At 65.2% G+C, this 24,891-nt stretch carries 22 protein-coding genes; 14 read left to right on the top strand and 8 right to left on the bottom strand.

Annotation, left to right across the window (positions count from 1 at the left end; genetic code table 11):
* Window positions 1-481: 481 nt before the first annotated feature.
* Both ACTWOL_RS03580 and ACTWOL_RS03575 read left to right on the top strand, forming a co-directional pair.
* A complete protein-coding gene (locus tag ACTWOL_RS03580; protein ID WP_474294216.1) occupies window positions 482-1,012 on the top strand; it encodes a hypothetical protein in 531 nt (176 codons plus the stop codon).
* Window positions 1,013-1,281: 269 nt separating this feature from the next.
* On the top strand, window positions 1,282-1,929 hold the full coding sequence (locus ACTWOL_RS03575) for a hypothetical protein (protein WP_474294214.1): 648 nt from the start codon (window positions 1,282-1,284) through the stop codon (window positions 1,927-1,929).
* Between the two features lie 186 nt (window positions 1,930-2,115).
* Here ACTWOL_RS03575 and ACTWOL_RS03570 read toward each other — a convergent pair whose 3' ends face one another.
* Both ACTWOL_RS03570 and ACTWOL_RS03565 read right to left on the bottom strand, forming a co-directional pair.
* The gene (locus ACTWOL_RS03570; RefSeq protein WP_474301330.1) at window positions 2,116-2,280 is read right to left on the bottom strand and encodes a hypothetical protein; all 165 of its coding nucleotides are present in this window, start codon (window positions 2,278-2,280) and stop codon (window positions 2,116-2,118) included.
* The gene (locus tag ACTWOL_RS03565; RefSeq protein WP_474294212.1) at window positions 2,220-2,648 is read right to left on the bottom strand and encodes a transposase; all 429 of its coding nucleotides are present in this window, start codon (window positions 2,646-2,648) and stop codon (window positions 2,220-2,222) included. The genes ACTWOL_RS03570 and ACTWOL_RS03565 overlap by 61 nt, the downstream gene beginning before the upstream one ends.
* A 111-nt stretch (window positions 2,649-2,759) precedes the next feature.
* On the opposite strand from ACTWOL_RS03565, the gene ACTWOL_RS03560 reads away from it, so the two are divergent.
* Window positions 2,760-3,941, top strand: a complete 1,182-nt coding sequence (locus ACTWOL_RS03560) for a cytochrome P450 family protein (RefSeq protein ID WP_474294210.1) — start codon at window positions 2,760-2,762, stop codon at window positions 3,939-3,941.
* 356 nt (window positions 3,942-4,297) lie between these two features.
* Here ACTWOL_RS03560 and ACTWOL_RS03555 read toward each other — a convergent pair whose 3' ends face one another.
* From ACTWOL_RS03555 to ACTWOL_RS03540, 4 genes are all read right to left on the bottom strand, one after another.
* Window positions 4,298-5,980 carry an FAD-dependent oxidoreductase gene (locus tag ACTWOL_RS03555; RefSeq protein WP_474294208.1) on the bottom strand — a complete coding sequence of 561 codons (1,683 nt, stop codon included), beginning with the start codon at window positions 5,978-5,980 and terminating at the stop codon, window positions 4,298-4,300.
* Between the two features lie 145 nt (window positions 5,981-6,125).
* Entirely contained in the window at window positions 6,126-7,406 is a 1,281-nt protein-coding gene (locus ACTWOL_RS03550; protein WP_474294206.1) for an MAB_1171c family putative transporter, read from the bottom strand.
* On the bottom strand, window positions 7,399-7,983 hold the full coding sequence (locus ACTWOL_RS03545; RefSeq protein ID WP_474294205.1) for a hypothetical protein: 585 nt from the start codon (window positions 7,981-7,983) through the stop codon (window positions 7,399-7,401). Before ACTWOL_RS03545 ends, ACTWOL_RS03550 begins: the two co-directional genes overlap by 8 nt.
* Before the next feature lie 254 nt (window positions 7,984-8,237).
* Entirely contained in the window at window positions 8,238-8,423 is a 186-nt protein-coding gene (locus tag ACTWOL_RS03540; RefSeq protein WP_474294203.1) for a hypothetical protein, read from the bottom strand.
* Between the two features lie 298 nt (window positions 8,424-8,721).
* Between ACTWOL_RS03540 and ACTWOL_RS03535 the strand changes: the two genes are divergently transcribed.
* The gene (locus ACTWOL_RS03535; protein WP_474294201.1) at window positions 8,722-9,630 is read left to right on the top strand and encodes a hypothetical protein; all 909 of its coding nucleotides are present in this window, start codon (window positions 8,722-8,724) and stop codon (window positions 9,628-9,630) included.
* Between the two features lie 67 nt (window positions 9,631-9,697).
* Here the strand turns inward: ACTWOL_RS03535 and ACTWOL_RS03530 are convergent, their stop codons facing one another.
* Complete coding sequence (locus tag ACTWOL_RS03530) at window positions 9,698-10,450, bottom strand: helix-turn-helix domain-containing protein (RefSeq protein ID WP_474294199.1); 753 nt, start codon at window positions 10,448-10,450, stop codon at window positions 9,698-9,700.
* A 481-nt stretch (window positions 10,451-10,931) separates the two neighbouring features.
* On the opposite strand from ACTWOL_RS03530, the gene ACTWOL_RS03525 reads away from it, so the two are divergent.
* Both ACTWOL_RS03525 and ACTWOL_RS03520 read left to right on the top strand, forming a co-directional pair.
* Window positions 10,932-11,450, top strand: coding sequence for a hypothetical protein (locus ACTWOL_RS03525; protein ID WP_474294197.1), 519 nt, complete (start codon window positions 10,932-10,934; stop codon window positions 11,448-11,450).
* A 503-nt stretch (window positions 11,451-11,953) separates the two neighbouring features.
* Window positions 11,954-12,196, top strand: a complete 243-nt coding sequence (locus tag ACTWOL_RS03520; protein WP_474294195.1) for a hypothetical protein — start codon at window positions 11,954-11,956, stop codon at window positions 12,194-12,196.
* A gap of 84 nt (window positions 12,197-12,280) precedes the next feature.
* On the opposite strand, the gene ACTWOL_RS03515 is transcribed toward ACTWOL_RS03520, so the two are convergent.
* Entirely contained in the window at window positions 12,281-12,733 is a 453-nt protein-coding gene (locus tag ACTWOL_RS03515; protein WP_474294194.1) for a LysM peptidoglycan-binding domain-containing protein, read from the bottom strand.
* A gap of 287 nt (window positions 12,734-13,020) precedes the next feature.
* Here ACTWOL_RS03515 and ACTWOL_RS03510 point away from each other — a divergent pair, with 287 nt between their 5' ends.
* The 8 genes from ACTWOL_RS03510 (at window position 13,021) to ACTWOL_RS03475 (ending at window position 24,803) form a co-directional block, all read left to right on the top strand.
* A complete protein-coding gene (locus ACTWOL_RS03510; RefSeq protein ID WP_474294192.1) occupies window positions 13,021-13,929 on the top strand; it encodes a hypothetical protein in 909 nt (302 codons plus the stop codon).
* 107 nt (window positions 13,930-14,036) lie between these two features.
* On the top strand, window positions 14,037-15,083 hold the full coding sequence (locus ACTWOL_RS03505; protein ID WP_474294190.1) for a hypothetical protein: 1,047 nt from the start codon (window positions 14,037-14,039) through the stop codon (window positions 15,081-15,083).
* A gap of 338 nt (window positions 15,084-15,421) precedes the next feature.
* Window positions 15,422-16,663, top strand: a complete 1,242-nt coding sequence (locus ACTWOL_RS03500) for an AAA family ATPase (RefSeq protein WP_474294189.1) — start codon at window positions 15,422-15,424, stop codon at window positions 16,661-16,663.
* A gap of 106 nt (window positions 16,664-16,769) precedes the next feature.
* A complete protein-coding gene (locus ACTWOL_RS03495) occupies window positions 16,770-18,455 on the top strand; it encodes a hypothetical protein (RefSeq protein ID WP_474294188.1) in 1,686 nt (561 codons plus the stop codon).
* Window positions 18,456-18,818: 363 nt separating this feature from the next.
* Entirely contained in the window at window positions 18,819-19,079 is a 261-nt protein-coding gene (locus tag ACTWOL_RS03490; RefSeq protein ID WP_474294186.1) for a hypothetical protein, read from the top strand.
* 349 nt (window positions 19,080-19,428) lie between these two features.
* Window positions 19,429-21,333 carry an AAA family ATPase gene (locus tag ACTWOL_RS03485; protein WP_474294185.1) on the top strand — a complete coding sequence of 635 codons (1,905 nt, stop codon included), beginning with the start codon at window positions 19,429-19,431 and terminating at the stop codon, window positions 21,331-21,333.
* Between the two features lie 106 nt (window positions 21,334-21,439).
* Window positions 21,440-21,691 carry a hypothetical protein gene (locus ACTWOL_RS03480; RefSeq protein WP_474294183.1) on the top strand — a complete coding sequence of 84 codons (252 nt, stop codon included), beginning with the start codon at window positions 21,440-21,442 and terminating at the stop codon, window positions 21,689-21,691.
* Window positions 21,692-21,956: 265 nt separating this feature from the next.
* Complete coding sequence (locus ACTWOL_RS03475; protein WP_474294181.1) at window positions 21,957-24,803, top strand: UvrD-helicase domain-containing protein; 2,847 nt, start codon at window positions 21,957-21,959, stop codon at window positions 24,801-24,803.
* Window positions 24,804-24,891 lie beyond the last annotated feature (88 nt).

Here is a 24,891-nt window from a genome sequence, read left to right as displayed (position 1 = left end):
ATGAGACGGGACACACGACGACCGGTAGATGGCCTCTGGGCCGGCATAGCCGACCCGGGTGCGGGATCGATGCCGGAACAGGCCGGGTGTTCACCCGGCCTGTTCCCCGTTGATACGTCGGCGTCTCGTCATGGGCATCCCCGGGTTCCGGTGGTGTCTCGCGGAGACGCTTTGCCGCCACCGGCCGGACGCGAAAACGACGCTAATCGCCGAAGCCCCGAGCAAGACACCGATGAGGCCCGTCAATGCACCAGCCGGGACACGCCTCGGCCGCCAACCAGACACCAAGGAGGCATCGCTGATGCAGGCATACAGGAGCACCACCCGCCAGACCTATCCCTCGTGGGAAGACCGGCTGGCGACCGAGACGAGCGGCTTCGCCGTCGCGAGGGCTATGCCGACTGCATCGCGCGTCTGAGCCACCACCTCGCCGGCTGACCCAGGCACACTCTCCCCACCGGCCTCTGAAAGGACCGCAATCATGCCCTTCGAGATCTATCGCCCCGACCTGGGCCAGCCGCGGCGCAAGCAGCGACCAGCGAAGCTCACCGTGCTCCACAGCGAGAACGGACGCTCGCAGATCACCCTGTCCGCGGGCACGCGGAACTGGCTCCGTCCCACGCCCGGCGACGCTGGTGCTCGCTGGCCGGGCAACATGCCAACGATGAAGCTCATCGTCCTTGTCGACCGGGACGCCCGCAAGCTCATGCTGCAGCGTTGCGCCGACAACGAGACCGGCGAGCACGTCTACGAAGTCCGTGGGCTCAACTCCAACGGAACCGCATACATCACCGGTTGGAAGTTCAACGAAGCACTCGACATCGAAGCCGGCCACTACTTCTGCGAGCTGGTCCCTGACATGTCCGACGACAGCGGCGGTACCGCACGCGCCGTCACCATTTCGATGGACGCCGGCGTGCCGCCGAAGAGGAGGGAGACCTCGGCCCAGCCCACTCATGTGCAGCAGCATGCTGCCGGTTCTCGCGCTGAGCCGACGACGGAGATCGACTAGCAGCGCGCATCGACGAGATCCGCGCTGTGCTCGACAAGGGAGTCATCGTCGTCGTGCCCTAGCTGCGCACCGCGCCTCCACACGCCGAAGCCCCTCCCACACGAGCCAGAAAGGCATCCGCATGCCCCCGTCACCCCCCCAGGCGCTCGGCCCGCAAGAAGCGGCCCGGCGGCCACCTGAGAGTCCTCGGAGCGGCGGTCTCGAACGTCGACGTCCGGCTGTACACGCCCGAACAGATCCCCTGACACCGTCACAGGAGAGCACCGCTCATGCGCCCTCATCCTCCGAAGAAGTACGCCGACGCCCGTCGCACCGAGGGAACGTCCGAATGGCTGGCCTGGGACGCAGAGCGACAGCGCGCCGCCGTCGACGACGGCTGGGAGATCGCCGCTTCCGTGGGCTCCGAGCCGTCGATGTACTTCCCCGAGCACGACGGCAAGCAGATCCCCGACGAGGGGGCTTGGATCATCGTGGTCGAGGAGCCGTGCACCGAGCTCATGTCGCGCTTCCGGATCCCGCCCCTCAGCATGTGGCGAGCCCGCCCGCACGAGCTGAACTCGGGGGCGATCAGGATAGACGGCGCGAGCATCGCGCCGAAGCAGGTTGTCATCACCACGCCTGGAGGCGACCTGCACCTCTGGCCCCACGAGTATGTCGTGGCCGAGCGGCCCATGGAGCTCGCGTCGGATCCCGACGCGACCCTCAACTCGCTCGGAGGGCAGCCGGTGCTCGACGAGGAAGAGCTGTTCTACCTCATAAGCCGGGGCATCCCGCGCCACGAGGCCTTGATGCTTCTGTTCGACAAGGTGACGTCCCTCGACTTCGTCTACGTGACGTTTCCCAAGGAGGTCACTGACGTCCTCGCCGGCGCAGGGCAGAGCCTGCGCCGGCACATGGCACTGAACCCCCGCGCCTAACTCCAGCATCACGCACAACATCCAACCCGCATCGCGACTTTCGAGGAGGGACTGACGCATGGCCCGCATGCAAAAGTTCATGCAGTACCAGGTCAACCACTGGAGGGTTGCGCTGGAACAGCTTTTGGAAGAGGGCGACTTCAGGCAGGACGGTCGGCACCTGAGAGGTCGTTTTCGTCCGATGTTTCATCCCGGGATGAGTTGATTGGCGGTCATTCTCGGATCGCGCCAGGAGATCGTGTTCTCGCCGGTGAGGCGGCGGGCCATGAGGTCGGTCATGGCGAGGTGGATCACGGCTTCGGAGCGGGTGGGCAGGGTTTCGTAGTCGCGGGCCAGGCGCCGGTGGAGCATCGCGGTAGCCGCCGTTGGCCCAGACCTTGCGGATGCCGGGGTGTTGTGCGGCGACATGGTCCAGGAGCCCGGGTTCCGGCGGTGGAGTCCTGCACGCTGGCTGCGGTGACCAGCACGGCGAGGAGGAGTCCGAGCGTGTCGGTGACGATGTTCCGCTTCCTGCCGACGATCTTCTTGCCGGCGTCGATGCCCTGGCCGGCGGCGGGGACGCTGGCGGAGGTCTTGACGCTCTGGGCGTGCCGACATGCAGGCTCTTTGCAGTCCCTCGATCGGCGACATCTCTCCCGGGCAGGGCCAGTCTCACGCGAGGCCCCGTCAGAGCCCTTGCCTCGACACCACAAGAAGGAGCGGCTGCGTACGGGTTCCACCTGCTTCGGATCAGTGATCCTGCGGACCTGTGCACTTTCCTGCAACCCGCGAACTCCGTGTCTAAGGGCTGTCCCGCAATACCCGGCGGGGCAGCCCCTTAGGGTGAGCGCATGGTGCTTCAAGATCCGACGGCCGAGCTGATGTCCGACCCCTACACCGTGTACGCGCGGCTTCGCGAGTCCGGACCCGTGCACCGTATCGCCGGGACGGACGGGCGGCCCGCGTGGCTGGTCACCCACTACGACGATGTGCGCGAGGCACTCGCCGACTCCCGGCTCTCCCTGGACAAACGCCACGCGGCACCGGGCGGTTACCTGGGGCTCGCGCTTCCTCCCGCGCTGGATGCGAACCTGCTCAATATGAACCCGCCGGACCACACCCGCATCCGACGTCTGGTGTCCCATGCGTTCACCCCGCGCCGTGTCGCGAATCTGCGCGAGCCGATCCGGGATACGGCCGATCGGCTTCTGTCCGCCATCGCTCCGGACGGCCGGGCCGATCTGATCGCCTCGTACGCTGCGCCGTTGCCGATAGCCGTGATCTGCGACCTGCTCGGTGTACCGCACGAGGACCGGCGCGACTTCCGGGCGTGGACGGACGCCCTGGTCTCCCCGGACCCCGCGGAGCCGTCGCGGGCGAAGGAGGCGATCGGGTCAATCATGGCATTCTTCACTCAGCTCATCGCCCGCAAACGCGCCGTGCCGGCCGACGATCTGCTCTCCGCTCTGATAGCCGCGCGCGACGAGCGGGAACGGTTGGACGAGGACGAGCTGATGTCTCTGGCCTTCCTCATACTGTTCGCCGGATACGAGAACGCCGTTCACCTCATTGGCAACGCCACCCTTGCCTTGCTCACGCACCCGGATCAGCTGTCCGCGCTACGCGCCGACCCTGCGAAACTGACGGGTGCGGTCGAGGAGCTGGCCCGCTACGACGGCCCCGTGCCGCTCGCCATCCGCCGCTTCCCCACCGAGGACATCATCATCGGCGGCGTCACCATTCCCGCCGGCGAGACGGTCCTTCTCTCACTCGCCTCCGCCCACCGCGACCCGCTCCGCTTCACCTCCCCCGACCGCCTCGACATCGGACGGGACGTCACCGGGCACCTGGCGCTCGGCCACGGCATCCACTACTGCCTGGGAGCCCCGCTCGCCCGGATGGAAACCGAGATCGCGCTGGCCGCGCTGCTGGAGCGGTTCCCCCGCCTGGAGCTCGACGCGCCCTACAACGAACTGCAGTGGCGACCTTCGCTACGAGCCCGGGGACTGCTCAGGCTGCCCATCCGCTATTGAGCGTGCGGCGCTGCGGCTCCCTCGTCCTCTTGCCCTCCAGGCGGCCGTCTTCACGTTCCACGCCGCGGGCCTGGAGGATCGCTCCCCGGACGCAGGAGCCGGGGCAGCCCGTCATCCTCTTTCACGGCCAGCGCATCCCGACTCGTGGATGGGCAAACTAGGCGCATTGTTGACGCGGGTTGGGGAAAGGTGCTGTTCGTCTCGGACGAGCACGGCACAACGGTCGATGTGGGCGGCCATCTCGAGTAGAAGTGTCTTGACCTACCGCAGCGCAGCGGTCCGGGAGCGGCTGCTGCCTGAGATCCTCGCCCGCCGCCCGGTTGGTTGTGCACCGGGCGGCTCCAGGAAAGTGAGGGTCAGTCTTCCTCGGGCCAGTACTCGTACATCCCGACCAGGGCATTGTCACTGCTCCAGGTTTCCCCGGGACCGAGCATGGCTATGTGTACGGCGCCCCAGATGTCCGCGCCGGTGCCGTGCTCGTGGAGGACGTAGGACTGATCCCGGGTGTTGTTCCTGGCCGACTTGGCGGGAAAGGGCAGGCCGATGGGGTCCTCGGAGCGGCCTGAAGCGCGGTGGAGCTTTCCGGTGAAGTTGGGTTCGCTCCAAAAGGACAGGGCGTTCTGCACGACTCGGTCTCCGCGGGTTCTGGCCGGGGTGCTGTGGGTCTGCTTTCGGGGGGCGCGTTGCGCGTCTGGTGTGGTGTGCCTCTGACGGGCGAGGTCCGAAAGAGCCCGTGCTGCCGCCAGGAGGATGCGCGGCTGACCGAGCTGTCTGGGGTGCTCGCGCATGTGTATGACGTCCATGAAGGCGGTGTTCACGGTCGGGTCGACGACCGAGGCCTTGAGGATTCTGTCGCTGACCCACCGCGTCATGCTGTAGCCGCGGGGGCGGGGGCCGGTGACGTGGGGCTGTGCGAGATCGGCAGTTGCTGACAGCTGCCAGGCGGCGTCCACGATGACGGCGGCTCGGCGGAAGTAGCCCCAGGCCGGATCGTGCGGTGACGCTCCGGTGCTCAGGTATGCGGAGAGCGCGGATGTCTGCAGGGCGGCTACCGTCAGGCCCTGGCCGTAGATGGGGTTGACGGAGGCGACTGCGTCGCCGATGGCGATCAGGCCGCCGGGGAAGCGGCCCAGCGCGGTGAAGTCGCGGCGAAGGCTCTCGCGGAAGTGGAAGGTGCTGATCTCCGAGACCATTTCGCACTGCTCGGCGACTTCGCGGATGGGGGCTACGGAGTTCATCATGCGTGCGGTGAACTCGTCTGGGTCGGTACCGGGCCGGTAGTCGGTGTAGCCGGCCAGGACGACGCCCCACCGGTTTCCCTCAAGGGCGGTGATGGCCGCTGGCTCGATAGACGCCTTGTGGTAGTTGTACGCGGTGGCGGGTCCGGGGGAGGCGTGGGCGACGACGGTGTCGGGGAGCTCGTCTCCGCGGCGGAAGTGGCAGGTGGCGTAGCCGAGGTCGACTTTCATGCGCGTGAAGGGGGCCTGGTCCCAGCCGTGCTTCAGCAGCCAGGTGCCCAGCCGGCTGGACCGGCCCATGGCGTCGACGACGAGGTCGGCGTCGAGCCAGTGGTCGTCGGCAGGGGGTTCGCCTGCGGGGGTGTAGTTGACGCCGCTCACCCGCGTGCCGCTGAACCGGAGGTCACGAGCCCGGCCGGTACGGATCGTGACGTTGGGCAGGGCAAGGATCCGCCGGCGCATGTGGTCTTCGACGAACGGTCGGGAGGCGCCCAGCATGCGGGCGTCGGGAACGTCGGGCCGGCGCATGCCGTCCACGTAGTACTGGATGGCGCGGCCGGTGCCCAGGCAGGCACCTTCGGCGACGAGTTCGTCCGTGATTCCGGGAAACTGCCGCTCAAGCTGGGTGTGCCCCATGGCGAGCAGGGCGTGGAGCTGGTCGCGGTGGGGGGCGCCCCGTCCGGCGTCGCCGTTGAGGTAGTCATCTGGCTCCAGGACGACGACTTCGTCGGCGTGATCGCTCAGTACTCGAGTTGCGATCAGTCCGGCGTAAGAGCCGCCCAGCACCACTGCATTGCGCACGCAAGATTCCCCTCTTCGCTGACGACGCGTTGATCCGCGCCGGTCTTTGCGCTGGGATCCCGTCGACCGCCCCCTTGGCGACAGAGATGACCATAGCTTGTGTGTTCGGGTAGCCATCGGCGCTGGAGCCGGGGCTTGGCCGGTCCTACCGGGATACGGTCGTAGCGACGCGTTCCTCGTGCAGGTTCAGCAGCGCCGCCTGGACGATGGGCTGCGACAGGGCTGCGGCGACGAGGAGGAGACGCTCGCGCTCCTCGCCGGCGGGAGTGTCCTCACCCGGGAGCATGGCGGACACGCCCTGCGGCTGAGGGCGGCCGGTACGTCCCAGCCGCACCCACTCACGCCTCGCTGTCTGCAGGCGTTCCACCGCGTCGCGGAGTGCCACGGCGGTCGCGGCTGCCTCGAGCTCGGCGTCGGACAGGTCTTGTGCCAGTTCTGGGCGTTCGGAGTCCCAGCCCTCGCGAAGTGCGTACACGGCTTCCGTGGCGTCACGTGTTACCCACGGTCGCAGGGCCCGCATTCCGTCAAGGATCTCGATCACGCGGCGGTGCAGGTTGAAGGTGACGTTCGCCGTCAGGCGCCTGCTGCGTGCGCTGCGTGCGCTGAAGGCGAGTTCCTCGTCGACGCCGCCGACGACCAGATCCCACAGGGGCTGCAGCGCCTTGGTGTCGCGCCGCTCGCGGAGCCAGGCGCCGATGGCGGAGCCGGACATGCCGTAGCACATGGCCTGGAAGCCGATGCAGCCCGGGACGGCTCCGTACAGGCCGAGTTGGTCCAGGGAGTGATTGCCTGCCGCGGCGAAGACGACTGCCGGCGCCTGACAGAGGGCGTAGCCGAAAACAAACCACATGGCCAGTGCGAATGCTCTCAGGCTGTGCTGAACCCCGGGGTCTTCGGGGGTGAGCCGGCGGCAGCGCCAATAGGTGTTGAGCGTCCCCAGGGTGAGGGTTACCAGGAAGACCGCGAGGCACGCCACGACCCAGGGATCGTGGGCGAAGCTGGTGTTGAATTGCAAGGGGTCCGGCGGAGCTTCCAGGTCTGCGACGGCGAAAAACAGCACCATCAGGATTGCGGCCCCCAAGTAGGCCAGAGTCCAGGCGGTGATGCGGCGACGCAGGGCGGTCCGGTTCTCCCGGAGCTCCTGGTCGACCAGGAAAGTGAACATGTGCGTGTAGGCGAAGACCGCCAGGATGCCGAGGTAGACGAAGAGGGAGGCAACGCTCGGCTCGTCCAGAGCCTGGCCCGCAGCACGGTAGCCAGCCGGCGACGCGAGAATGTAGACGGGCGCCGACGTCACGAACACTGCTGCGGTCAAAGCCAGGGTGGGGGTGGGGTCACGGCGCAGTGCCAGGCACTTGTAGATGGCCAGGGTGAAGGCGAGCGCGAAGTTGATGAAATAGACGATGCTCGCGGTGCTCTCAGACACCTGACCTCCTGTGTGAGAACGCCGACGTGAGGAAACCACTGCTGTTTCTGCTGCTCCGCAGCCGCAGGTGACGCTCCAACATCACCGTGGCGAATGCTTCCGCCCGCCGCTCGTGGACGTTCGAGTAGTGCGACCTGGTCAAGACTCGAAGCACCGGGCCGGGCTTGAGCCCGGGCAGCAGCTGCCGCACGGTGTCCTCCGTCATCGGACGGTCATCGTCGGAGGACGACGGGTGCTCGTCCCAGAGATGAAAAAGCTCGTGCAGACTGGCGTGCAACCGGGTCAACTCGCTCGCGCCAGCGTCGACGACGATGTAGTCGTGTTCCCGTCCATGGGCGCAGAACCCTGAGACCTCAGGGGGGAGCGGAGCCTCGGTGAGGGTGATCGGCTTACCGCGGCGCTCTGCGATGGTGTCGACGAGGTCTTGCAGGGTCTGTACGCCCGAGAGCCTCAGGTCGCGTCGGATGAGGCGGGTCGTGGACCACGTGGCGAAGAAGATGGCCAGGTGCTCGCGAGCGGACGCGAGAAACGACCTCACCTTGTGGCGCCGCCCGTCGGCTCGGGGCTTCTGGTGCACTGGTGAAAGTCCCTCGTCTGCCTGGGACTTACTGCTTGAGCTTTCGCACATGACTCGTGTGGCCTATCTCCGTACTGCTGCCTGATCGCACAGCGCGACCGCACTTACCTTGGGTAGCAAATCGGGGGGGTGCAGTGCCATCAGTAGTCGACGCTGTGTCATGTCGGTGGCGTGCGTGTACGCGAACACGAGTCTGTCCCCCCGGTTTGTCCGGCCCGGCGCTGGCACCGGGCCTCGCGACTGTCAGTGGAGCGCTAGTCCCAGGTCGGTTCGTTCGGAGCGCGGTCACCGGTGGGCCGATCGGAATCCCCCGCGGCGTGTGGCTTCACATCCCACGTCGGCTCCTCCGCGGGGCCGGTGAGGCTGGCACCCCCGAGCAGCGTGGCGGCCAGAAATGTGCCGACGCTCGCGGCGATCAAGATCTTCCGTAGTCTCTGCATGCGCGTCTCCCATGAGGCTGCGTCAGGTAGTCCGCAGATCAGGGCCGGGCCGGCAGCGGAGTGGTCAACTCCGCTCGAACGCCCTGCCTGTAGTGTCGGTCATTTGAACGAGTGACCTCCTGAAGGCTCGCCGATCTTATAGTCGGCATCAAGCTAAAAGAGCTGCCGGATCCGGCAGCTCCGAAAGCGGAAGAGCGCAAAGGTGGGCACAGTGGACAAAAGTCAGGATGAGGCTGAGTGTGGTCTCTCTTCACGAGCACTCGAGCTCTGCGCACGTATGGAGCACGAACCCGCGGCCATGATCGACGAGACCGAGCACGCCGACGAGCTGACGGAATTGTCCAAACTCGGTCTCGTTGTGAAGAACCCGTACGAAGACGGCAAATTCTTCCTTCTCGATGCCAGCACCGTCTGGCGCCAGCAGGTGGCCCGTGGCCTGACCAAGATCAGGGCCGCGGTCGAGGATATCGAACAGCTGCCGGAGATCCTCGCGAAGCTGCCGAAGCCGACCGGCGTCGGTCACGCCGGTATCCGGGTCTTCAGTCAGAAGGAGGAAGTCTCCCAGGCCCTGGAGCGAGCTACCGCCAGTGCGACGAAGTACATCTGGACCTCTCACCCTCTCGACCGGCCTGTGAAGACGATGATCGCGCGGATTCCGTTCGACGTGGCGAACCTCCAGCGGGGCATCGGCTTGCGCACGATCTACAAGGAATCCGGACGCAATCGACCGCACCAGGCGGAATGGGCCCAGGCGGTCACCGAGGCCGGCGGGGAAGTCCGGACGCTGTCCAGGCCTTTCCTGCGCATGGTCATCGTTGACGGCGAGTTCATCCTGCTCAGCGACTATCTGAACCTCGCTGCGAACGGCGAACCCGCTCGCAGCGCCGCTGTCCTGGTCACGCAACCTGAGATGTGCGCGTGGCTCCTCGAGGTGTACAAGGTGCAGTGGCGTGAGGCGGAACCCTGGCTGAGCGGCCATGACCGAAAGCTCCCCGAGACAGCACTCACCCAGCGCCAGCGAGAGATCCTGATCGGCCTCACCGCCGACCTGTCCCATGCGGTCATCGGCAGGGAGATCGGGCTGAGCGAACGCACTGTCCGCGAAGAGATCAAGAAGCTCCGGGAGCTGTACGGGGTCAAGGGGGAGTTCGCCCTGGGCCGCGCCTATGAACGTCACATGGCCGCCCACGGCGGCGAAACAGAGTAGACGGTGGACCCTGCACCGCCCACTGCGGGTCCGAACAGGGACAGCGCGATAGCGAGGCCGGGAACGCTTACGGCCGGGTCGGGGAACTGCTGTCCGCTTCGTCGCCGGAAGGCACCAGGCCCAGGATGTTCCGTATCACAGGCAGGATCCGCTTCCTACTCCCGGTCGGCAGAGCCTGCATCTGGTCGGTGAGGGCCCGCACCTCCGGGTCAGCGACCGCAGGCTCGAGCTCCACGGGATCTGTCTGGTGCAGAGCATGGACGAGAGCATCGCGGAATTCCCGGGCGATTGTGCCCTCCGCGGGAGCGGACCTGCTGCTGCGCATGGCGAGCTGGGTGATCCCCTTGCGTTTGAGAAGTGCCGCGGCGCGCAGTTGGTCGTGGATCGGGGTCAGAGCTCGGAGCAAGGCCTGCCGGTCCGTCGCCGTGAAGAAGCCGGGGGGGACTTCGAAGAAGGCTTCCAGGTTGGCCAGGGTCTCCAGGCCCGGGCTGCGCTGCCCCTTGACGAGATAGCCGATCGAGACGCGGCTGACGCCGGCGCCAGTGCCGATCTCTTCATGGGTGTGCTTCTTGCCGTTGGGCTTGAGCCGCGTATCCCGAAGGAACCTGAGACGGTGCGAGAAAATCTCGGACACGTTCTCCGGGGCGACGTCCTTGCCGTCCAGCAGGGCTGCGACCCGTTCAACCGTGATGCCGGTCTCGTAGGAGAGCTTCTCGAAGTCGATATCGTTGCGATCCAGGCGAAGCGTGAGGAGCAACTCGTCGATCGCTGCTACAGCTTCCGCGAGGTCATCGACCTGTGCGGCAGTGGCTGCATCCATGGCCGAGTGGTCTCCAGATCAGTAGGCAGTGACGGCCGCGTGCGCGCACCTGTCGGAAGGTTAGCGCCCGTCTTTGATCACGTCACCCAGAGACGGCAAACAATTGTTATCGCACGGGCCCGTCGCTGTGCACTGGAAGCACCTACCCGGCGCTGACGTAACTAGTGTTGACATCACAAGGTGATCCGTACCAGGATCGAGCCTGCTGTTGATCAACCCTGCGCCGCCCTGACCGACGCTGCAGGCTGCCCGCGTTCACGCCTGAGCGTTGCTGCGCGCTGTTCTCGGCGCGCGTGACCGCTCGCTGGTGACGCTCCGGCCGCGAGGTTACATCGACGGCTGCTTGACGCGCACACATCAAATCTGGGGGGCCTGGGTGAGTCCGTTAGCGCACCGGCTACAAAGAGCGGCCAGCGCCGTGAGTACCCGCACTTCCGCGACCGAACGCCAGTCACCACTCGTGCCGTGAAGGAGCGCACCGATGATCCACCCCCACGCTGAAGCGTCCAACTCTGACGAGTTCAAAGGCTTCAACGAAGCCCGGCGCATCATGTGGTGCCATGATGCTCGTGCCCGCGTGTACGAGCGGTTCGAGCAGACGAGCTTCATCGGTGACACGAACGTTGCAGCGGTCCACGTCGACAACACCACCAGGGCAGACCGTGTGTTCCTCGGGGCATTCGACAAGGCCGGCCAGCAGGTCGGCGTGGACACGCTCTACATCGATGAGCCAAATCAACACCTCAACATCGCGCCCGAGTTCGACCACGACTTCACCGGCATGGGCGTCGTGCCGGACTCACAGCTTGACCAGGCCATCTCTCGCGAGAACGGCTGGGTCGTCAACCTGAAGATACTGCGCGAGTACGACCCCTTGGCCGATCGCCGGGCCACGCAGCGCGCGGTGTTCCTGGCGCATCTGCAGGACATGATGAAGAACGGTGACGTCCGCGGATTCCTGTTTGGCCGGGGTGAGTCCGACGACACTGATGCGGCGTGAAAGACCACGGCCTCGTACCTCTGACGACCCGCCGGCAGCCTGGCCAGCGGGGTTTTCTGATCTCTGACGCCGTTGCAGTGCTGCATTTTCGCAACAGGGGAGGGGATCAGCACAGCTGATCCGGGTGTCGAACCCCGGCCGAGTGCTTTGCGGGGAGATATGCCGTGGACCGGCTCACGCCGGTCCCGGGTGACGCCTCGCGGTGAGCCCTACGAGGCCAAGCAGTTCGTCTTCGACACCTTCGATTTCCAGGAGCAGCAACCATGAGCAAACCGCTGAGCATGGAGGACCTCACGGTCAGGTTCCGCGTCGTCCAGCGTCTGAACCCGGCCGAGTTACGAGATCGCGACCCTCGTCCCCATCGGGTGGATTACGCTTCTGACTCTGCACAAAGAAGCAGACGGCGTCGCCGACCAGGATGAAGCGATGAACCACTGGCTGGACATCCAGAACCTTCCCCCGACCTCGGGCAGCGACTGGGTGGCAGAGCCCAGGACCGAAGCATGACCGCCTCCGCTGATTCCGGGCTCACGCTGGACGATGTCCTCGATCTGAGCGCAGCGCTCGATGTCGTCGATGCGAAGATCGAGCTGCTCAGCGAGTGCAAGCTCGAATACCCGCAGGACTGCGTGCCGGATGACATCCGGTCCATGAACGACGAGGTCGGGCAGCTGCACCAGCTGCACCAGCTGCGCAAGCGACTGATGGACCTGCAGGCCCGCCGGGAAGCAGAGTCCTCCGCCTGAGAAGACGACGATGCCCTGATCGCCATGAGGCGGTCAGGGCATCGAATCAGGCTCGGTATGCGGCAGTGCCGCCCTGCCGGGTCGTCACACCGGCGGGATGAGCAGCGAAGCGCCCGCGTAGATGAGATCCGGATTCTGGATCTTGTTCGTCTCGACCAGAATGCCGATCGGCACCCCCGTCGTCCCCGAGATCGCGCTGAGCGTATCGCCTGGCTTGACGGTGTACGGCTTCGCCTCGGCCGGTGCATCCGATCCGTTGGGCTTGTCCTCGTCGCCGCGACCGGGCATCGGATCCTGACTCACCCCGCTCTCGTCCTGCTTCCCCGTGCCACCCTCGCTCGGCTGCTGGGCGCTGCCACCTCCGGCGTTCTTCTCGCCGGGATTTCCCGGTACCTCGACCGGAGCGTGATTGCCCTGCAGCGTTTGGATCAGGCCGCCGTCGGACATCGCGAGCTGCATCAGGCCCCATCCGGCGAAGAGCGCCGCTCCGCCCATCATGACGCTGGCGGCGATGACGGGTCCGTTGCCGAAGCCCATCGGGCCGGCGTGACTCCCGGCAGCTGCTCTCGTCTGCGCCGACTGCTCCAACGCCGTGCCCACCGTCCTCTGCATCGTAGCCGTCATCGCTGCCCCAACTCCTCTGCGAATAGCGCGCGCATCCATTCTGTCCGACGTCGACATTCTACTCATAGCTGAATCGAAGTTGATAGGATATGGGATTGAGTGGCAGTCGGAATCCTGTCGGATAGGACGCCAATGGACCCCTGAACTCCTGAACCACTGAACCCCTGAACCGTCAAACCGAGCGAAGGAACCGCACCACCATGGCCAACTACACCGTTTCCGCCAGCAAGCTCACCGAGAACACCAGCGTCTTCATCCGCGGGAAGCTCGCCTTCGCCGTGCTCGCCCGTGTCATCCAGGGGGAGGAACTCGCGGCCAGCGACCAGCGCAAGGTGAAGAACGGGATGAGCCCCATCGGCAGGCCGCACACCACTGCGACGATCACCAACGCCGAAGTCCAGTTCGCCGACCCGAATAACCCCACCATCGAGGAGCAGTTCGTTTCCGAGCGCCGCTACAACTCCACGATGCGACCGGAGACCGGCCTCAACTACGCGATCGACTCCAAGGGTTCAAATCTGCCGATCATCGCGATCCCGTCCGCGGCAGGTGACGGTACCTACGACCAGGACGAGACCGGCCGGGAGCTCGCGCAGGGCCTCGACGTTACGCTCGTGCTGCGTGTCTACAAGCCGAAGGACTTCAACAACCGCGGCCTGGCTCTCGACCAGGTTATCGTCCACGAGGCGCCGCGCTACTACAACGCCTTCGGCGTCGACCAGGCTGCACTGGCTGCGCGTGGCATCGTGCTCAACGGCACGCCTCGCCCGGCCCAGGCTGCTCCTGCCAATACTGCCCCTGCCGCGGCCGTCCCGGTGGCGACCGAGGTAGAGGACAGTCTGTCCTTCCCGGCCCCGCAGCCGGCGTCCGCACCTGTGGCCATGGCCGCGCAGTCTCTGGTTCAGGCCGCCCCGGCGACCGCCGCAGTTGCTCCTGTCGCCGCTCCGGCCCCTGCCCGGCAGGAGACCCTGGAGCAGAAGCTCGCGCGTCTTGAGGCCGAGAACGCCTCCCTCAAGGACGCCGGTTCGGCCGTTGGCGCGCCCGTGGCCACCGGCCCGTGGAACGGCTCCGACCCGACCCAGCAGGCGGGGATTACCTACCAGGGCTGATCCACTCTGACCATCGATGAGACCCCCGTACTCGCATCCGTGCAGTACGGGGGTCCTGTCCTTCTCTTCCCCTCCTGACGCCTCCGATCGAAAGCGTGCGTCCCGCGATGACTCCAGCCGACCCCCATGCCTGGTTCCCGCAGTTCTACGGCAACCCCGCAATCCGCACTCTCGCCAGTGCCTGTCGGTGGACCATCTCCGGACAGATCGGGGAAGAGACCCCCGACGACCCCACCAAGCCGCCGAAGCGCAAGGCCCCGATCGACGTACGGCACCTGCTCGCCGGCTGCACCTCCAGCTGCAAGCACGCCGGCCCACTACGCGGAGCCTTCGCCCTGGACAAGACCTGCCTGCTCACCCTCGACGAACTCACCGCGGCGATACCGAACGCCGCGAACACCGCCTTCTACCTCCAAGCCCAGACTGACGGGCTGCTCGTCCTCGACATCGAGGCCGACTGCCCGCCAGGTGTGGCCACAGACCTGCTGCGGCTGCCGGGCATCCTCTACTCGGAACTGTCGATGTCCGGCCAGGGCTTCCATCTCGTCATGCCGCTGCCGAAGAACTTCCACGACTTCCCCGTAGCCGCCGGCAAGCGGGTTCTGCGTGAGGAACACGGCTGGTACGAGCTGCTCCTGGACCACTGGTCGACCTTCACCCGCCAGCCGGTGCCCGATCGCATAGTCGCTCACGTCAACGCAGCAACTAGCGCGCCGACTTTCGCCTCCATAGAGGATCTCTACGCGCAGCTGGCCGTGAACGCCAGCGAGAGCTCCGGTGCTTCAGGATCAGATGTCGACACCGCCGCGGACATGCCCGACATCCCGTATTCGCAGGCCATCGTCGAGCAGACCCTGGCCAGTGCACGCCATCAGCTTCGGGATCCCGACGACTTCAACCACGACATGTCCCGCTGGGAGTTCTCGGTTCTCGCGTCGCTCTACGGCTGGATGCGGACGCAGCTGCGCGCCTACAGCGCCCTCGGCGTCGAGTACTCGAAGGGCGACACCGCGTGGTTGCTCTACAAGGCGGCGGTCGATGTCATTCCTGCGCGCCCCAAGCACAGCGAGCGGCGCAACGGCCGGCCCTTCCTCCTCGACCGGGCGGCTGCGCTCGTGGCCGACCGCGAGGCCCGTTCCTCGTCGACCAACTGACTGACGCTCTGTGCCTGTTCCTGCTGCTGTTTCTGCTCCTGGTTCATCTGCTGCCTCCGGCAGCGGGTGGGGTGGGTGACGGGTGCTGCGGCGGGGTCGAGCACAGGTGGGGGACAGTGCTGGATCGCGCGGAGCGCGATCGGGTGGCGATGTGCAGCGGGGCTCCATCGCCACCCATGGCGGGAGTGCAGGTCTCCGCCGGGCTTCCGACGGCGCGGCCCGCGCCACAGGACCGTTCACGGCCAATGCAGCCTCGGCGACACCGAGAGCAGGAGGCCGTCCTCCGACATCTCTTCTCTCTTCCTCTCTTCCTCGCCCGCGCACAGAAAGACATCGACATGAAGTTCAACGACACCCTGACGACCCTCATCAAGCAGTCCCTTGAGATCGGCGCGACGCCCGCTCTCATGGGCGAACCCGGCATCGGCAAGTCCAGCTTCGTCGAAGCCCTGGCCTACTCCATGGGCACGCAGGCTTTCACGCTGCCGTGCAACCAGCTCGCCGACAAGGCCGACCTCACCGGTGCGCGCCTGGTGCCGTACACCAAGGACGACGGCACGCAGAGCTACAAGCAGGTCTTCTACCCGCACCAGGTGATCCAGGAGTGCATCGACTACGCCGAGAAGAACCCGCGCGAGTGGCCGATCCTCTTCCTCGACGAGATCAACCGCACCACCTCCGACGTCACCTCCGGCGCGCTGACCCTGGTCACGCTGCGCCGCATGGGATACGTCGAGCTGCCCAAGAACGTCCGCATCGTCGTGGCCGGCAACGACAGGGGCAACGTCACCTCCCTCGACGAGGCAAGCCTGAGCCGCTTCGCGATCTTCCACGTCGAGCCCGACGCCGCGACCCTCATGTCCGTCCTCGGCGACAACATCAACCCATGGGTCAAGACGGTACTCACGCAGTACCCCGCGCTCATCTTCCAGAAGTCGACGCCCGAGGCGATCGTCGCCGACGGACAGGACGACGACGACAACGGCAACGTCACCATGGCCGAGCTGTTCGACGGCGGCGAGGAGATGAACCAGCTCACCACGCCGCGCACCATCGACAACTTGTCGAAGTGGCTCAACGCGGCCGACCCGCAGCAGCTGGCACAGTACCTGGCCACCCCGATCCAGATCGTCGACCGCGAGACCTCGCTGCTGAACGAGGCCATCGAGGCCTACGTCGGAGACACCATGTTCACCACGCAGCTCGTGGCCACCATCGCCCAGGACCTAGCGAACAACGCCGGCGGCGTGCAGCACAACCGGGTGAACGTCCCGAAGCCGAACTGCTACCAGAGCCTGAAGACCGCAGCGACCGTGACCGACATGATCGCGGTCATCGCGACGCTGACCGACAACGAGAAGTCCGGGTCGCTGCTGTACGCACTCAAGGAGAGCAAGGACAACGCGCGCCTCATCGAGCAGCTGGCCCAGGCCGTCACCCAGATCGAGCCGGAGCACACCCGCACGCTCATCGAGATGGTGACCAGCCAGCAGATCGACCGCCAGAACCTGGAGGCATTCATGGAGATCGACGCTCCGATCGTCAACCAGGCCAAGCCGGTCCTCTCGGCCTTCCTCTGATCGCTCGCTCGCCGGTGGTGGACCTGCTGCGGGCTGCCGTCCTTGCCGCAACTCTTCACCACCGGCGGCCTGCCGCTGCCTTGTTCTCAGAAGGAGACCACGACCCATGACGATCACCGTCACGAACCAGAAGCCGGCCGTACTCGACGCACTGCACATCATCTCGTGCACCGGTGATTACGACCCGATGCTGGCGATCCAGCAGACCCTCATCGACCCGTTGCTGGAGCCATTGAACCCCAATGCCCCGGCGAGCATCACCGACGCCAAGGGCACTGATCTGACGGGGGACATCCCGAATCTGGTCCTGAGCTGCCTCGGCGACACGCTGAACGCGTCCAGCGAGCAGACCGTCAAGGAGCTGCTCGGGCAGACCCTGATCAACTTCGACCAGGGCACACCGCTGCCGGTCGCCGAGCTCTTCGCCGTCCAGGCCGGGCAGCAGAACAAGATGCCCGCGCCCTCCCCGCGGGTGCTCTACACCGCACAGGCTGATGTCCTCCCGGCCGCGAAGGCGCTGCTGGCGGGGACCGGCGACGAGAGCGCCTTCTTCGCCTCGATTGCCTACACCTTCCACCCCGACACCCTCGGGTTCTGGTTCCAGTCCTCCGCGGCCTTCGACGACTTCAAGATCTGGCTGTCCCAGCAGACTCAGACGATGGCCAGCGCGCTGCCGCCGGCCACCACCAAGTTGCTCAACGACTTCACGGCTCTGTCCCTGAAGGGGCTCACCGAGTCGCTGCTGGTGCGCAAGGAAGACTCTGACGCCAACGATGAGCACTCCTTCGCCCGCGTGCTCGTGCACATGCTCATGAACTACGTTGAGCAGCAGCGGGCCCAGGCCAGCCAGCAGCACACCACCCTGGACACCGGAGTCCTACCGTTCACGGTCGGGGAGCTGTTCTGCCCGTGCTCCCTCGTCCTGGTCAACGTCGAGGCCCATGCCCGGGCCACCGCGGCGAAGATCACGGGGGAGTGGAACCTCATCAACCAGTCGCTGACTTCGCCGGTGAAGGTCGTCTCGAACACATCGCTGTCCAAGCTCACGTCGCTGCCACGAGCCGCGGCCCGGGCCGCCGCCTTGGGAGCCAAGCAGCAACCGGGCCAGCCCGGCAGCCGTAGCGCCCAAGTGGCGTTCCGCAAGCAGCCGCCGAGCAAGCTCGACCTGTTCAAAGACATCACCCGCGTGCTGCGTCGGATGGGCAAGGTCAACAAGTCGCAGAACATCTTCCGCACGACGACAGCGACCTTCCTCAAGGCCAACCGCCGGAACCCGGACGACTTCAACAAGCCCGGTCGGATCACCTCGGTGCAGTACATGCCCGACCTGCATATCTACATCGACACCTCTGGTTCGATCTCCGAAGAGAACTACCAGGAGGCGGTCATGATGCTCATTCAGATCGCCAAGAAGCTCAACATCAACCTGTACTTCAACTCGTTCAGCCACTTCCTGTCGCAGGAGGTGATGCTGCGTACGGAGAACAAGTCGACGGCTCAGATCTGGAAGGAGTTCCGCAGGATCCCGAAGGTGTCGGGCGGAACTGAATACACGCAGATCTGGCAGTACATCAACGCCAGCCGGGTACGCCAGCGCAGGCTCTCGCTCATGGTCACCGACTTCGACTGGCTGCCGCCGTCCACGCGTCAGGACCACCCGAAGAACCTGTACTACGCGCCGTGCTCCGCCATGGACTGGTCGTTCATGGTGGACCTGGCCAAGCGCTACGCCGACTCGATGCAGCACATCGACCCGAGCATCCGGCAGAGGCTCCTCGGCATGGTCGTCTGACCCTGCTGTCCCCAAGGACCGCCAGGAGCGGTGCCGTGCGACTCGCTCTATTGGCACTGCTCTCGGTGACACTGACTTTCTCATCAACCCAAATCCCTGCCCCAGCCCTATCAGACCGTGCCAAGACTGACGGCCCTCGCCTGGTTCTGGTCGGCTCCCGCATGGTGCCCGCACTAGGCCAGCGGGTCAACGAGCTTCTCGGAACGATCGGTGGCTGGTGGACGAAGTCCGACGGTGCCCACCTTTTCCCCACTGGCGCTCTTTAGGTGCCCGCCCCTGTGCTCGCTACCGGTGAGTCGAGTGGTTCGTCACTCAGGAAATGGTTGTCAAGCTGACCGCAAACCCAGAAGGGGACTGAAGACCATGAAGCTGTGGAAGGTGACCCGCACAGACGGCTGGGAGCTTGACGAGTATGACGCCGTCGTCGTCCGTGCCGAGAACGAGGACGAGGCGCTGCGTAGCGTCTGCGGTGGCCCCAGCAGAGACCCCGCACTGACATCGATTCAGTACTTCGATGACAAGCCGTTGCGGGGGTTCCGTCTCGATCGGTCCAACGCCAAGGTCGAGCAGCTTACTTCCGAGGGGCCATCCGGCATAGTCGCTGCGAGCTTCAACGCTGGATAGCCCGTGCTGAGATCGAAAGCCAGTCTGGCCTGCGCCCGACATCGCCGCCCAGGGTACGGAAGGACTCGGAAACCCGGCGGACATCACCGCGGAGATCGTCGCTGATCTTCGCAAGGCGGTCGCCGCTTTCGAAGAGGTTGCCGCGGCGCTCACCAAGCCTGCGCCTACCACCGCGCCGGGCGCTGTCGAGGCCACCTGATCCGGTTGCCCCTCGAAAACCGTCAAGAGCAGTGCCGCTCTTGACGCCCCTGTCTTTCCCTCTCACTCATCCATATCCCTGCTCGGGACACCGTGGCGCATCGACCCAGCGCGCCACCACGCCGAGCGACCTGCACCGAAGGAGGACCCGGTGGGTCTCAGCAACTTCACACCCGGCGGCTCCGACGACGACAAGGCCAACGGCGGCGGCAACTACCCTCCGCAGTTTCCGTCCGGGGGACTGCCGTTCAGTGGTGGCAGCGCCGATGACGTCAAGGAGCTCCTCGTCGACTACAACGAGAAGTTCAAGAACGCCGATCCGACCATGTTCCGTGACACGCTCATCGAGCAGGTCCTCTCGGTCATCATCAGCAAGACCAAGCCCAACGCTCTGCTGGTCGGTTCCGCCGGCGTCGGCAAGACGAAGATCGTCGAGGACATCGCACGGCGCATCGCGCTCGGTGACACCCGCATCCCCGACCAGCTCAAGGACCACACGATCTACGAGCTGCCCATCACCAACATCATCGCCGGGACCGGCATCGTCGGCTCGCTGGAGGAGAAGGTCAAGGCGATCGTCGAGTTCGCCTCGGACCCCAAGAACAAGGCCATCCTGTTCATGGACGAGATCCACCAGATCACCGGCGGATCCGGCAGCCATGGTGACGCCGTCGGCCGCAAGATCTCGCAGATCCTCAAGCCAGCCCTGGCCCGCGGCGACATGTCCGTCATCGGCGCGACCACCAGCACCGAGTCTCGGGCCTTCGACGAGGACCCGGCCTTCGCCCGTCGCTTCACCCGGCTCATCGTCGACGAGCTGAGCGTGGAACAGACGCTGGCCGTGATGACCACGGTCCGGCCCGGCCTCATGGCGCACTACCGCCACCAGATCGGGGTCTCCGACGACGTCCTGGCTTCGGTGGTGCAGATCGCCGAAGCGAACTCCCGGGCTGTCCAGCACCGGCCGGACAACGCCATCACCCTGCTCGACCGCGCGATGGCTGACCGAGTCCTGGAGCAGAAGAAGCTTATCGTCCAGGCAGAGAACGCTGGCGACACGGCACTCGCGCAGACCTTGCGGTCCATCCCGCAAGTGCCGCTGACGAGCACCCGTGTGCTCGATGTAGCCAAGCGCCTGATGACCGGAAACGCCCAGCGCAAGGACCTCGACGTCGCCGCGCTGAGCGCCACGCTCACCAGCCGCCTGCAGGGCCAGGACGACGTGCTCGCCAAACTCACAGACCGTCTGGCCCGCGAAGAGCTCGACCTGTTCCCGACGAAGACGCCCACGACGTGGCTCTTCGCCGGGGCCTCGGGTGTGGGTAAGACCGAGGCGGTCAAGATCATCGCTGAGGAGACGACCGGCACCGAGCCGATCATCCTCAACATGACCGAATTCCACAGCGAGTGGTCGACGTCGAAGATCATCGGCCCACCTCCCGGCTATGTCGGATCGGACTCCAACCAGGAGCTCCCGTTCGACACGCTGGAGTCCAACCCCCACCGGGTGATCCTGCTCGACGAGTTCGAGAAGGCCGACAAGGCCGTGCAGCGCCTGTTCCTCTCGGCGTTCGACGAAGGCTACATCCGCAACGCACATGGCAAGATGCTGGACTTCTCCAAGGCCCTGGTCATCTGCACGACCAACGCCGCCCGTGATTCGCTCGACGGCAAGCTGATCGGCTTCGGCAACAACCCGAAGGCCATCTCGAACCAGAGCCTCAACAAGGCACTGGAGCAGTTCTTCGACGCGGAGCTGCTGGGCCGGTTCTCACTGGTCGTGGGGTTCAACCCCGTCGACCGGCAGACCTACCGGCAGATCATGGCCGCCGACTACGAGCGGCAGCGTGAACGGATCGTCGAGGCCAAGCCGCGGCTGGCCCAGGCGCTGCCCGGATCGATGCCCGACGATGAGCTGCGCGCCATCGAAGAGAGCACTTACGTGGACTCCCAGGGTGCGCGGCCGGCGCGCAAGGCTGTTCGTACCTGGATTGAGGACTACCTGCTCGCTGCTCAGACCGGCGGCACCGCCTCGGCATCCCCGTCGGATGAGTGAGCAGCCGTTCACATCACACCGAGCGCTCCTGTTCCGGATGTTCCGGAACAGGAGCGCTCGGCATATCTCACCCTCGCTCCCTCATTGCTCAGAAAGGGGGACAGTCATGTCCACCATGCTCCCTGAACCTCTGCTCCGCGAGCATCAAAAGCGAGCCAAGGAGCTCTCTACCGCGGCCCGAGCGAACCTCACCATCCATGTTCGGAGCGCCGATGAACTTCGCGAACTGGGCCTCATGCTTGGCCTGATCGAGGTCGATTCCGCAGGATCCTTCGTCACAGCCTGCCCCTGGGATCTCGATGCCGGCGATGCTGTCGCCGATGGTCCCGACCGGCGCTCGGAGTCGACCTCGAAGTGAGGTGAGCTGCCGCTGATGAACGACCGCGCGCCTGGGTAGCGCGCGGTGTCCGGGGTGTGGCTTCGCCACGTACCCCGGATTCAGGGGCCTAACGGCCCCTGACGGGTGGGTTGAGAGGAACGCGGGCGGGGCTCGTCGGCTGACGAGAGCCCCGCCCGTGTTCGTGCCTGCGCCCATGACCCAGCCCTGTCGCTGCGCTTTTCGCTCGCCTTCGAGTATTCGACTGGCTATTCACTCTTGTAAGAATTGTTATGCGACGCGATTCATGCTTTCTCTCAATCCACTTCTCGACCCACTGGAGAAAGGCAACGACATGCCTGTCCTGCTTGATGACCTCGATCTCTCGGCCAATGCCGTTGCTCAGAAGGCCGTCGACCCGAAGTTCTTCTCCTCGAAGCTCACCGGCAACGGCAAGAAGGTCGGCCTGCTCAACGAATCCCTGCTGCCGATCAACACTGCCACCAACACCGCCTACGCCATGGCCGCCGATATCGAGGTCAAGCAGAGCTCGACGCAGCACGACGTCGCCACTACACAGATCCCGCTCGCGCCGATCACGCGCCGCGCTCTGAACGTAGGCGGGTCCTTCACACTGCCGAGCCCACATACGGACGACCGCTTCGTTGTCGACATCTCGTCCAGCCGATTCAACGACTGGGACGTCGTCTTCGACATGACCCCGCAGGCCCTCGTGTTCTACGAGGACAAATCCGGCGGCAAGTCCACGCGCGACCTCGTCATCCAGTACAGGATGGAGCTGTACTTCTTCAAGAAGGGGCTCCCCGAGCCCGAGTACGCGACCGCAGTCTCGCGCTCGGTCGGCTACGGGAGCCACGGTGCCGCTGTCTTCCTGCAGTGGGACACCAGCCCGCTGGAGAACGCTCGCGACTACGTCCAGGACGTGCTCACATCCGCTGGCCTGACTGCCTCCAACCTCGACGATGAGTTCGACGAGTGGATGCGCCAGTACCCGATCTACGAGCGCATCACGCGCCTGGCTCAAACCTGGGACTCCGAGACGATCGCCGACGAGGTCTGCCGCTACATCCAGGACATGCCCGCGAGCCCGACGGAACACCAGCTGAACATGCTCGCCGTCCAGCTGCGCTACCTGGAGAACTACAACGTCCCGCTGGAGGCATACCGCCAGATCCACAAGCGCATCGATGCGACTTTCTCCGATCGGATCGCCACGACGCTGTCGAAGCAGAACCTCAGCCTGCTGATGAACCACACGCTCGACCACCTGGAGCAGATGAAGGCTCAGCTGGTCGTACCCGCGCGGCCGGCCACGCCTCCGGCACTGCCAGCCCACCTGTCCAGGCAGCAGCTCGATGCGCTCACCACACATGAGCCGCTGGTGATGACGCAGGCGGGAGCCGGAACCGGCAAGTCGACCGTGATCCTTGAGCGCATCAAGTACCTCGAAGCCTGTGGGGTCCCCGCTTCGGACATCACGGTGCTGTCGTTCACCAACGCTGCGGCCGACAACATCACCGAGAGGAACCCGGACGTTGGCTCGATGACGATCGCCAAGATGATTATTGACATCTACTCGATGAACCACCCGCGGCACAAAGTCTCGGCCATAGACACCATCATCAACTCGATCGACATCTTCTACCCGAACAGCCAGTTCGCGGCGACGTTCCGACACCGCCTGCTGGAGGTCGACCAGAATAGGACCGGAGCCTTCACGGCCCTGAACACCTTCGTCGAGAGCCACTTCGACGAGGTGATCGGCCTGCTCGACCGCATCGAGCAGACGTCGCTGGAGCTGCAGATCATCATCTGCTACCAGAAGATCGACGACATGGCCGAGCCGGGCCACGTGCAGTCGAAGTACCTCATCATCGACGAGGTCCAGGACAACAGCGTGTTTGAGTTCATCTACGTGCTGAAATACATCACCAAGCACGCTCAGTCCTTGTTCATCGTCGGCGATGCCTCGCAGACGCTCTACGAATTCCGCTCAGCGAACCCGCGCGCGCTCAACACGCTCGAGGGCTCTGGTGTCTTCGCGACCTTTAAGCTCACGACGAACTACCGGAGCAACCAGGAGATCCTGGACTTCGCGAACGTCGTGCTCGGCGGGCTGGAGACCAACCAGTTCGCCAACATCCAGCTGCAGGCAAACTCGCTCGCAATGCCTACGGCGGACTCGTTCCAGGAGAAGGTCACCCTGGAGTACCGCGAGGTGGCCAGACTCACAGGGTTTGTCACCCAGGACCTGCAGGCGATCGTGCGCAACACGGTCATCCCCAACTACGTGGACAAGTGCCTGGACCGGGGCGAGCAGGTGGCCTTCCTGGCCTACTCGCGCCGCGAGGTGTCCTTGATCCAGGATGTGCTTGAAAAGCGTTACCCGGACCGCCGTGTCGCCTCTCTGGTCAGCGATCGCGTCTATGCCACGGACATCTTCTCGAAGTACATCAAGTTCTTCTGGAACGACGTCCTGCAGGCACCGCCGACCAACGCCGCGTTCGTGGTCTCCCAGGGGATCAAGGACAACATGGACAAGCTGACGAAGAACGCTGCCAATGCCAATGTCGAGAAGGCGATCCTCCGCACGATCTCCGAGTGGTGGATCGAGAACAGTGCGACCATCAACGGCTGGGTCACGCTCGCCCACCAGGGCACGCTCACGCACAAAGTGTTCTTCGATCGACTGCGCGACAACCTGCTCTCCTTCGAGATTCAGCGAAACCAGCAGAAACTTAACATCAACAAGCAGAAGAACCAGGAGCGCAAGCGGAAGAACCTCGAGTCCAAGGCCGACCTGGTCATTTCGACGATCCACGGTGCCAAGGGTCTCGAATTCGACAACGCTGTCGTCCTCTACAGGGAGGACACGAAGATGACCCAAGACGCGAAGCGAATGTTCTACGTCGCCTTCACTCGTGCCATGAAGAGCCAGTACGTACTCGGCTACGGCACTGTGAAGAACCCTCCGATCCAAAGCAGTTATGAGCAGATCGTGACGGCTCTGACCGAGCGCGACAAGAGGAACGCCGCTCGTGCCCTCGGCATCGATCCGGATCTCCTGGATGACAACGACAGCGCTGCTCCCGGCAGCGCCGACGACCGCTCCGCGGTCACCGCGGCCGTCTGACCAACCGCCGCCACCACCATATGCCGCAGGGACGGGCGTTTCGACGAGCGAGACACCCGCCCCTGCGGTCTTCCACACTTCACACTCC

The organism is Micromonospora sp. IBHARD003, assembly GCF_056106285.1.
Note: the sequence above shows the minus strand (reverse complement) of the source record. Positions and strands in the feature narration are given on the sequence as shown.

Excerpts from the sequence above, each read along its gene's own strand:
- ACTWOL_RS03475 (WP_474294181.1), top strand. The coding sequence starts at position 21,957 with ATGCTTTCTCTCAATCCACTTCTCGACCCACTGGAGAAAGGCAACGAC.
- ACTWOL_RS03490 (WP_474294186.1), top strand. The coding sequence starts at position 18,819 with ATGAAGCTGTGGAAGGTGACCCGCACAGACGGCTGGGAGCTTGACGAG.
- ACTWOL_RS03525 (WP_474294197.1), top strand. The coding sequence starts at position 10,932 with ATGATCCACCCCCACGCTGAAGCGTCCAACTCTGACGAGTTCAAAGGC.
- ACTWOL_RS03480 (WP_474294183.1), top strand. The coding sequence starts at position 21,440 with ATGTCCACCATGCTCCCTGAACCTCTGCTCCGCGAGCATCAAAAGCGA.
- ACTWOL_RS03535 (WP_474294201.1), top strand. The coding sequence starts at position 8,722 with ATGATCGACGAGACCGAGCACGCCGACGAGCTGACGGAATTGTCCAAA.
- ACTWOL_RS03515 (WP_474294194.1), bottom strand. The coding sequence starts at position 12,733 with ATGGGCTTCGGCAACGGACCCGTCATCGCCGCCAGCGTCATGATGGGC.
- ACTWOL_RS03540 (WP_474294203.1), bottom strand. The coding sequence starts at position 8,423 with ATGCAGAGACTACGGAAGATCTTGATCGCCGCGAGCGTCGGCACATTT.
- ACTWOL_RS03570 (WP_474301330.1), bottom strand. The coding sequence starts at position 2,280 with ATGCTCCACCGGCGCCTGGCCCGCGACTACGAAACCCTGCCCACCCGC.
- ACTWOL_RS03495 (WP_474294188.1), top strand. The coding sequence starts at position 16,770 with ATGACGATCACCGTCACGAACCAGAAGCCGGCCGTACTCGACGCACTG.
- ACTWOL_RS03500 (WP_474294189.1), top strand. The coding sequence starts at position 15,422 with ATGAAGTTCAACGACACCCTGACGACCCTCATCAAGCAGTCCCTTGAG.
- ACTWOL_RS03505 (WP_474294190.1), top strand. The coding sequence starts at position 14,037 with ATGACTCCAGCCGACCCCCATGCCTGGTTCCCGCAGTTCTACGGCAAC.
- ACTWOL_RS03560 (WP_474294210.1), top strand. The coding sequence starts at position 2,760 with ATGGTGCTTCAAGATCCGACGGCCGAGCTGATGTCCGACCCCTACACC.
- ACTWOL_RS03580 (WP_474294216.1), top strand. The coding sequence starts at position 482 with ATGCCCTTCGAGATCTATCGCCCCGACCTGGGCCAGCCGCGGCGCAAG.
- ACTWOL_RS03530 (WP_474294199.1), bottom strand. The coding sequence starts at position 10,450 with ATGGATGCAGCCACTGCCGCACAGGTCGATGACCTCGCGGAAGCTGTA.
- ACTWOL_RS03575 (WP_474294214.1), top strand. The coding sequence starts at position 1,282 with ATGCGCCCTCATCCTCCGAAGAAGTACGCCGACGCCCGTCGCACCGAG.
- ACTWOL_RS03520 (WP_474294195.1), top strand. The coding sequence starts at position 11,954 with ATGACCGCCTCCGCTGATTCCGGGCTCACGCTGGACGATGTCCTCGAT.
- ACTWOL_RS03510 (WP_474294192.1), top strand. The coding sequence starts at position 13,021 with ATGGCCAACTACACCGTTTCCGCCAGCAAGCTCACCGAGAACACCAGC.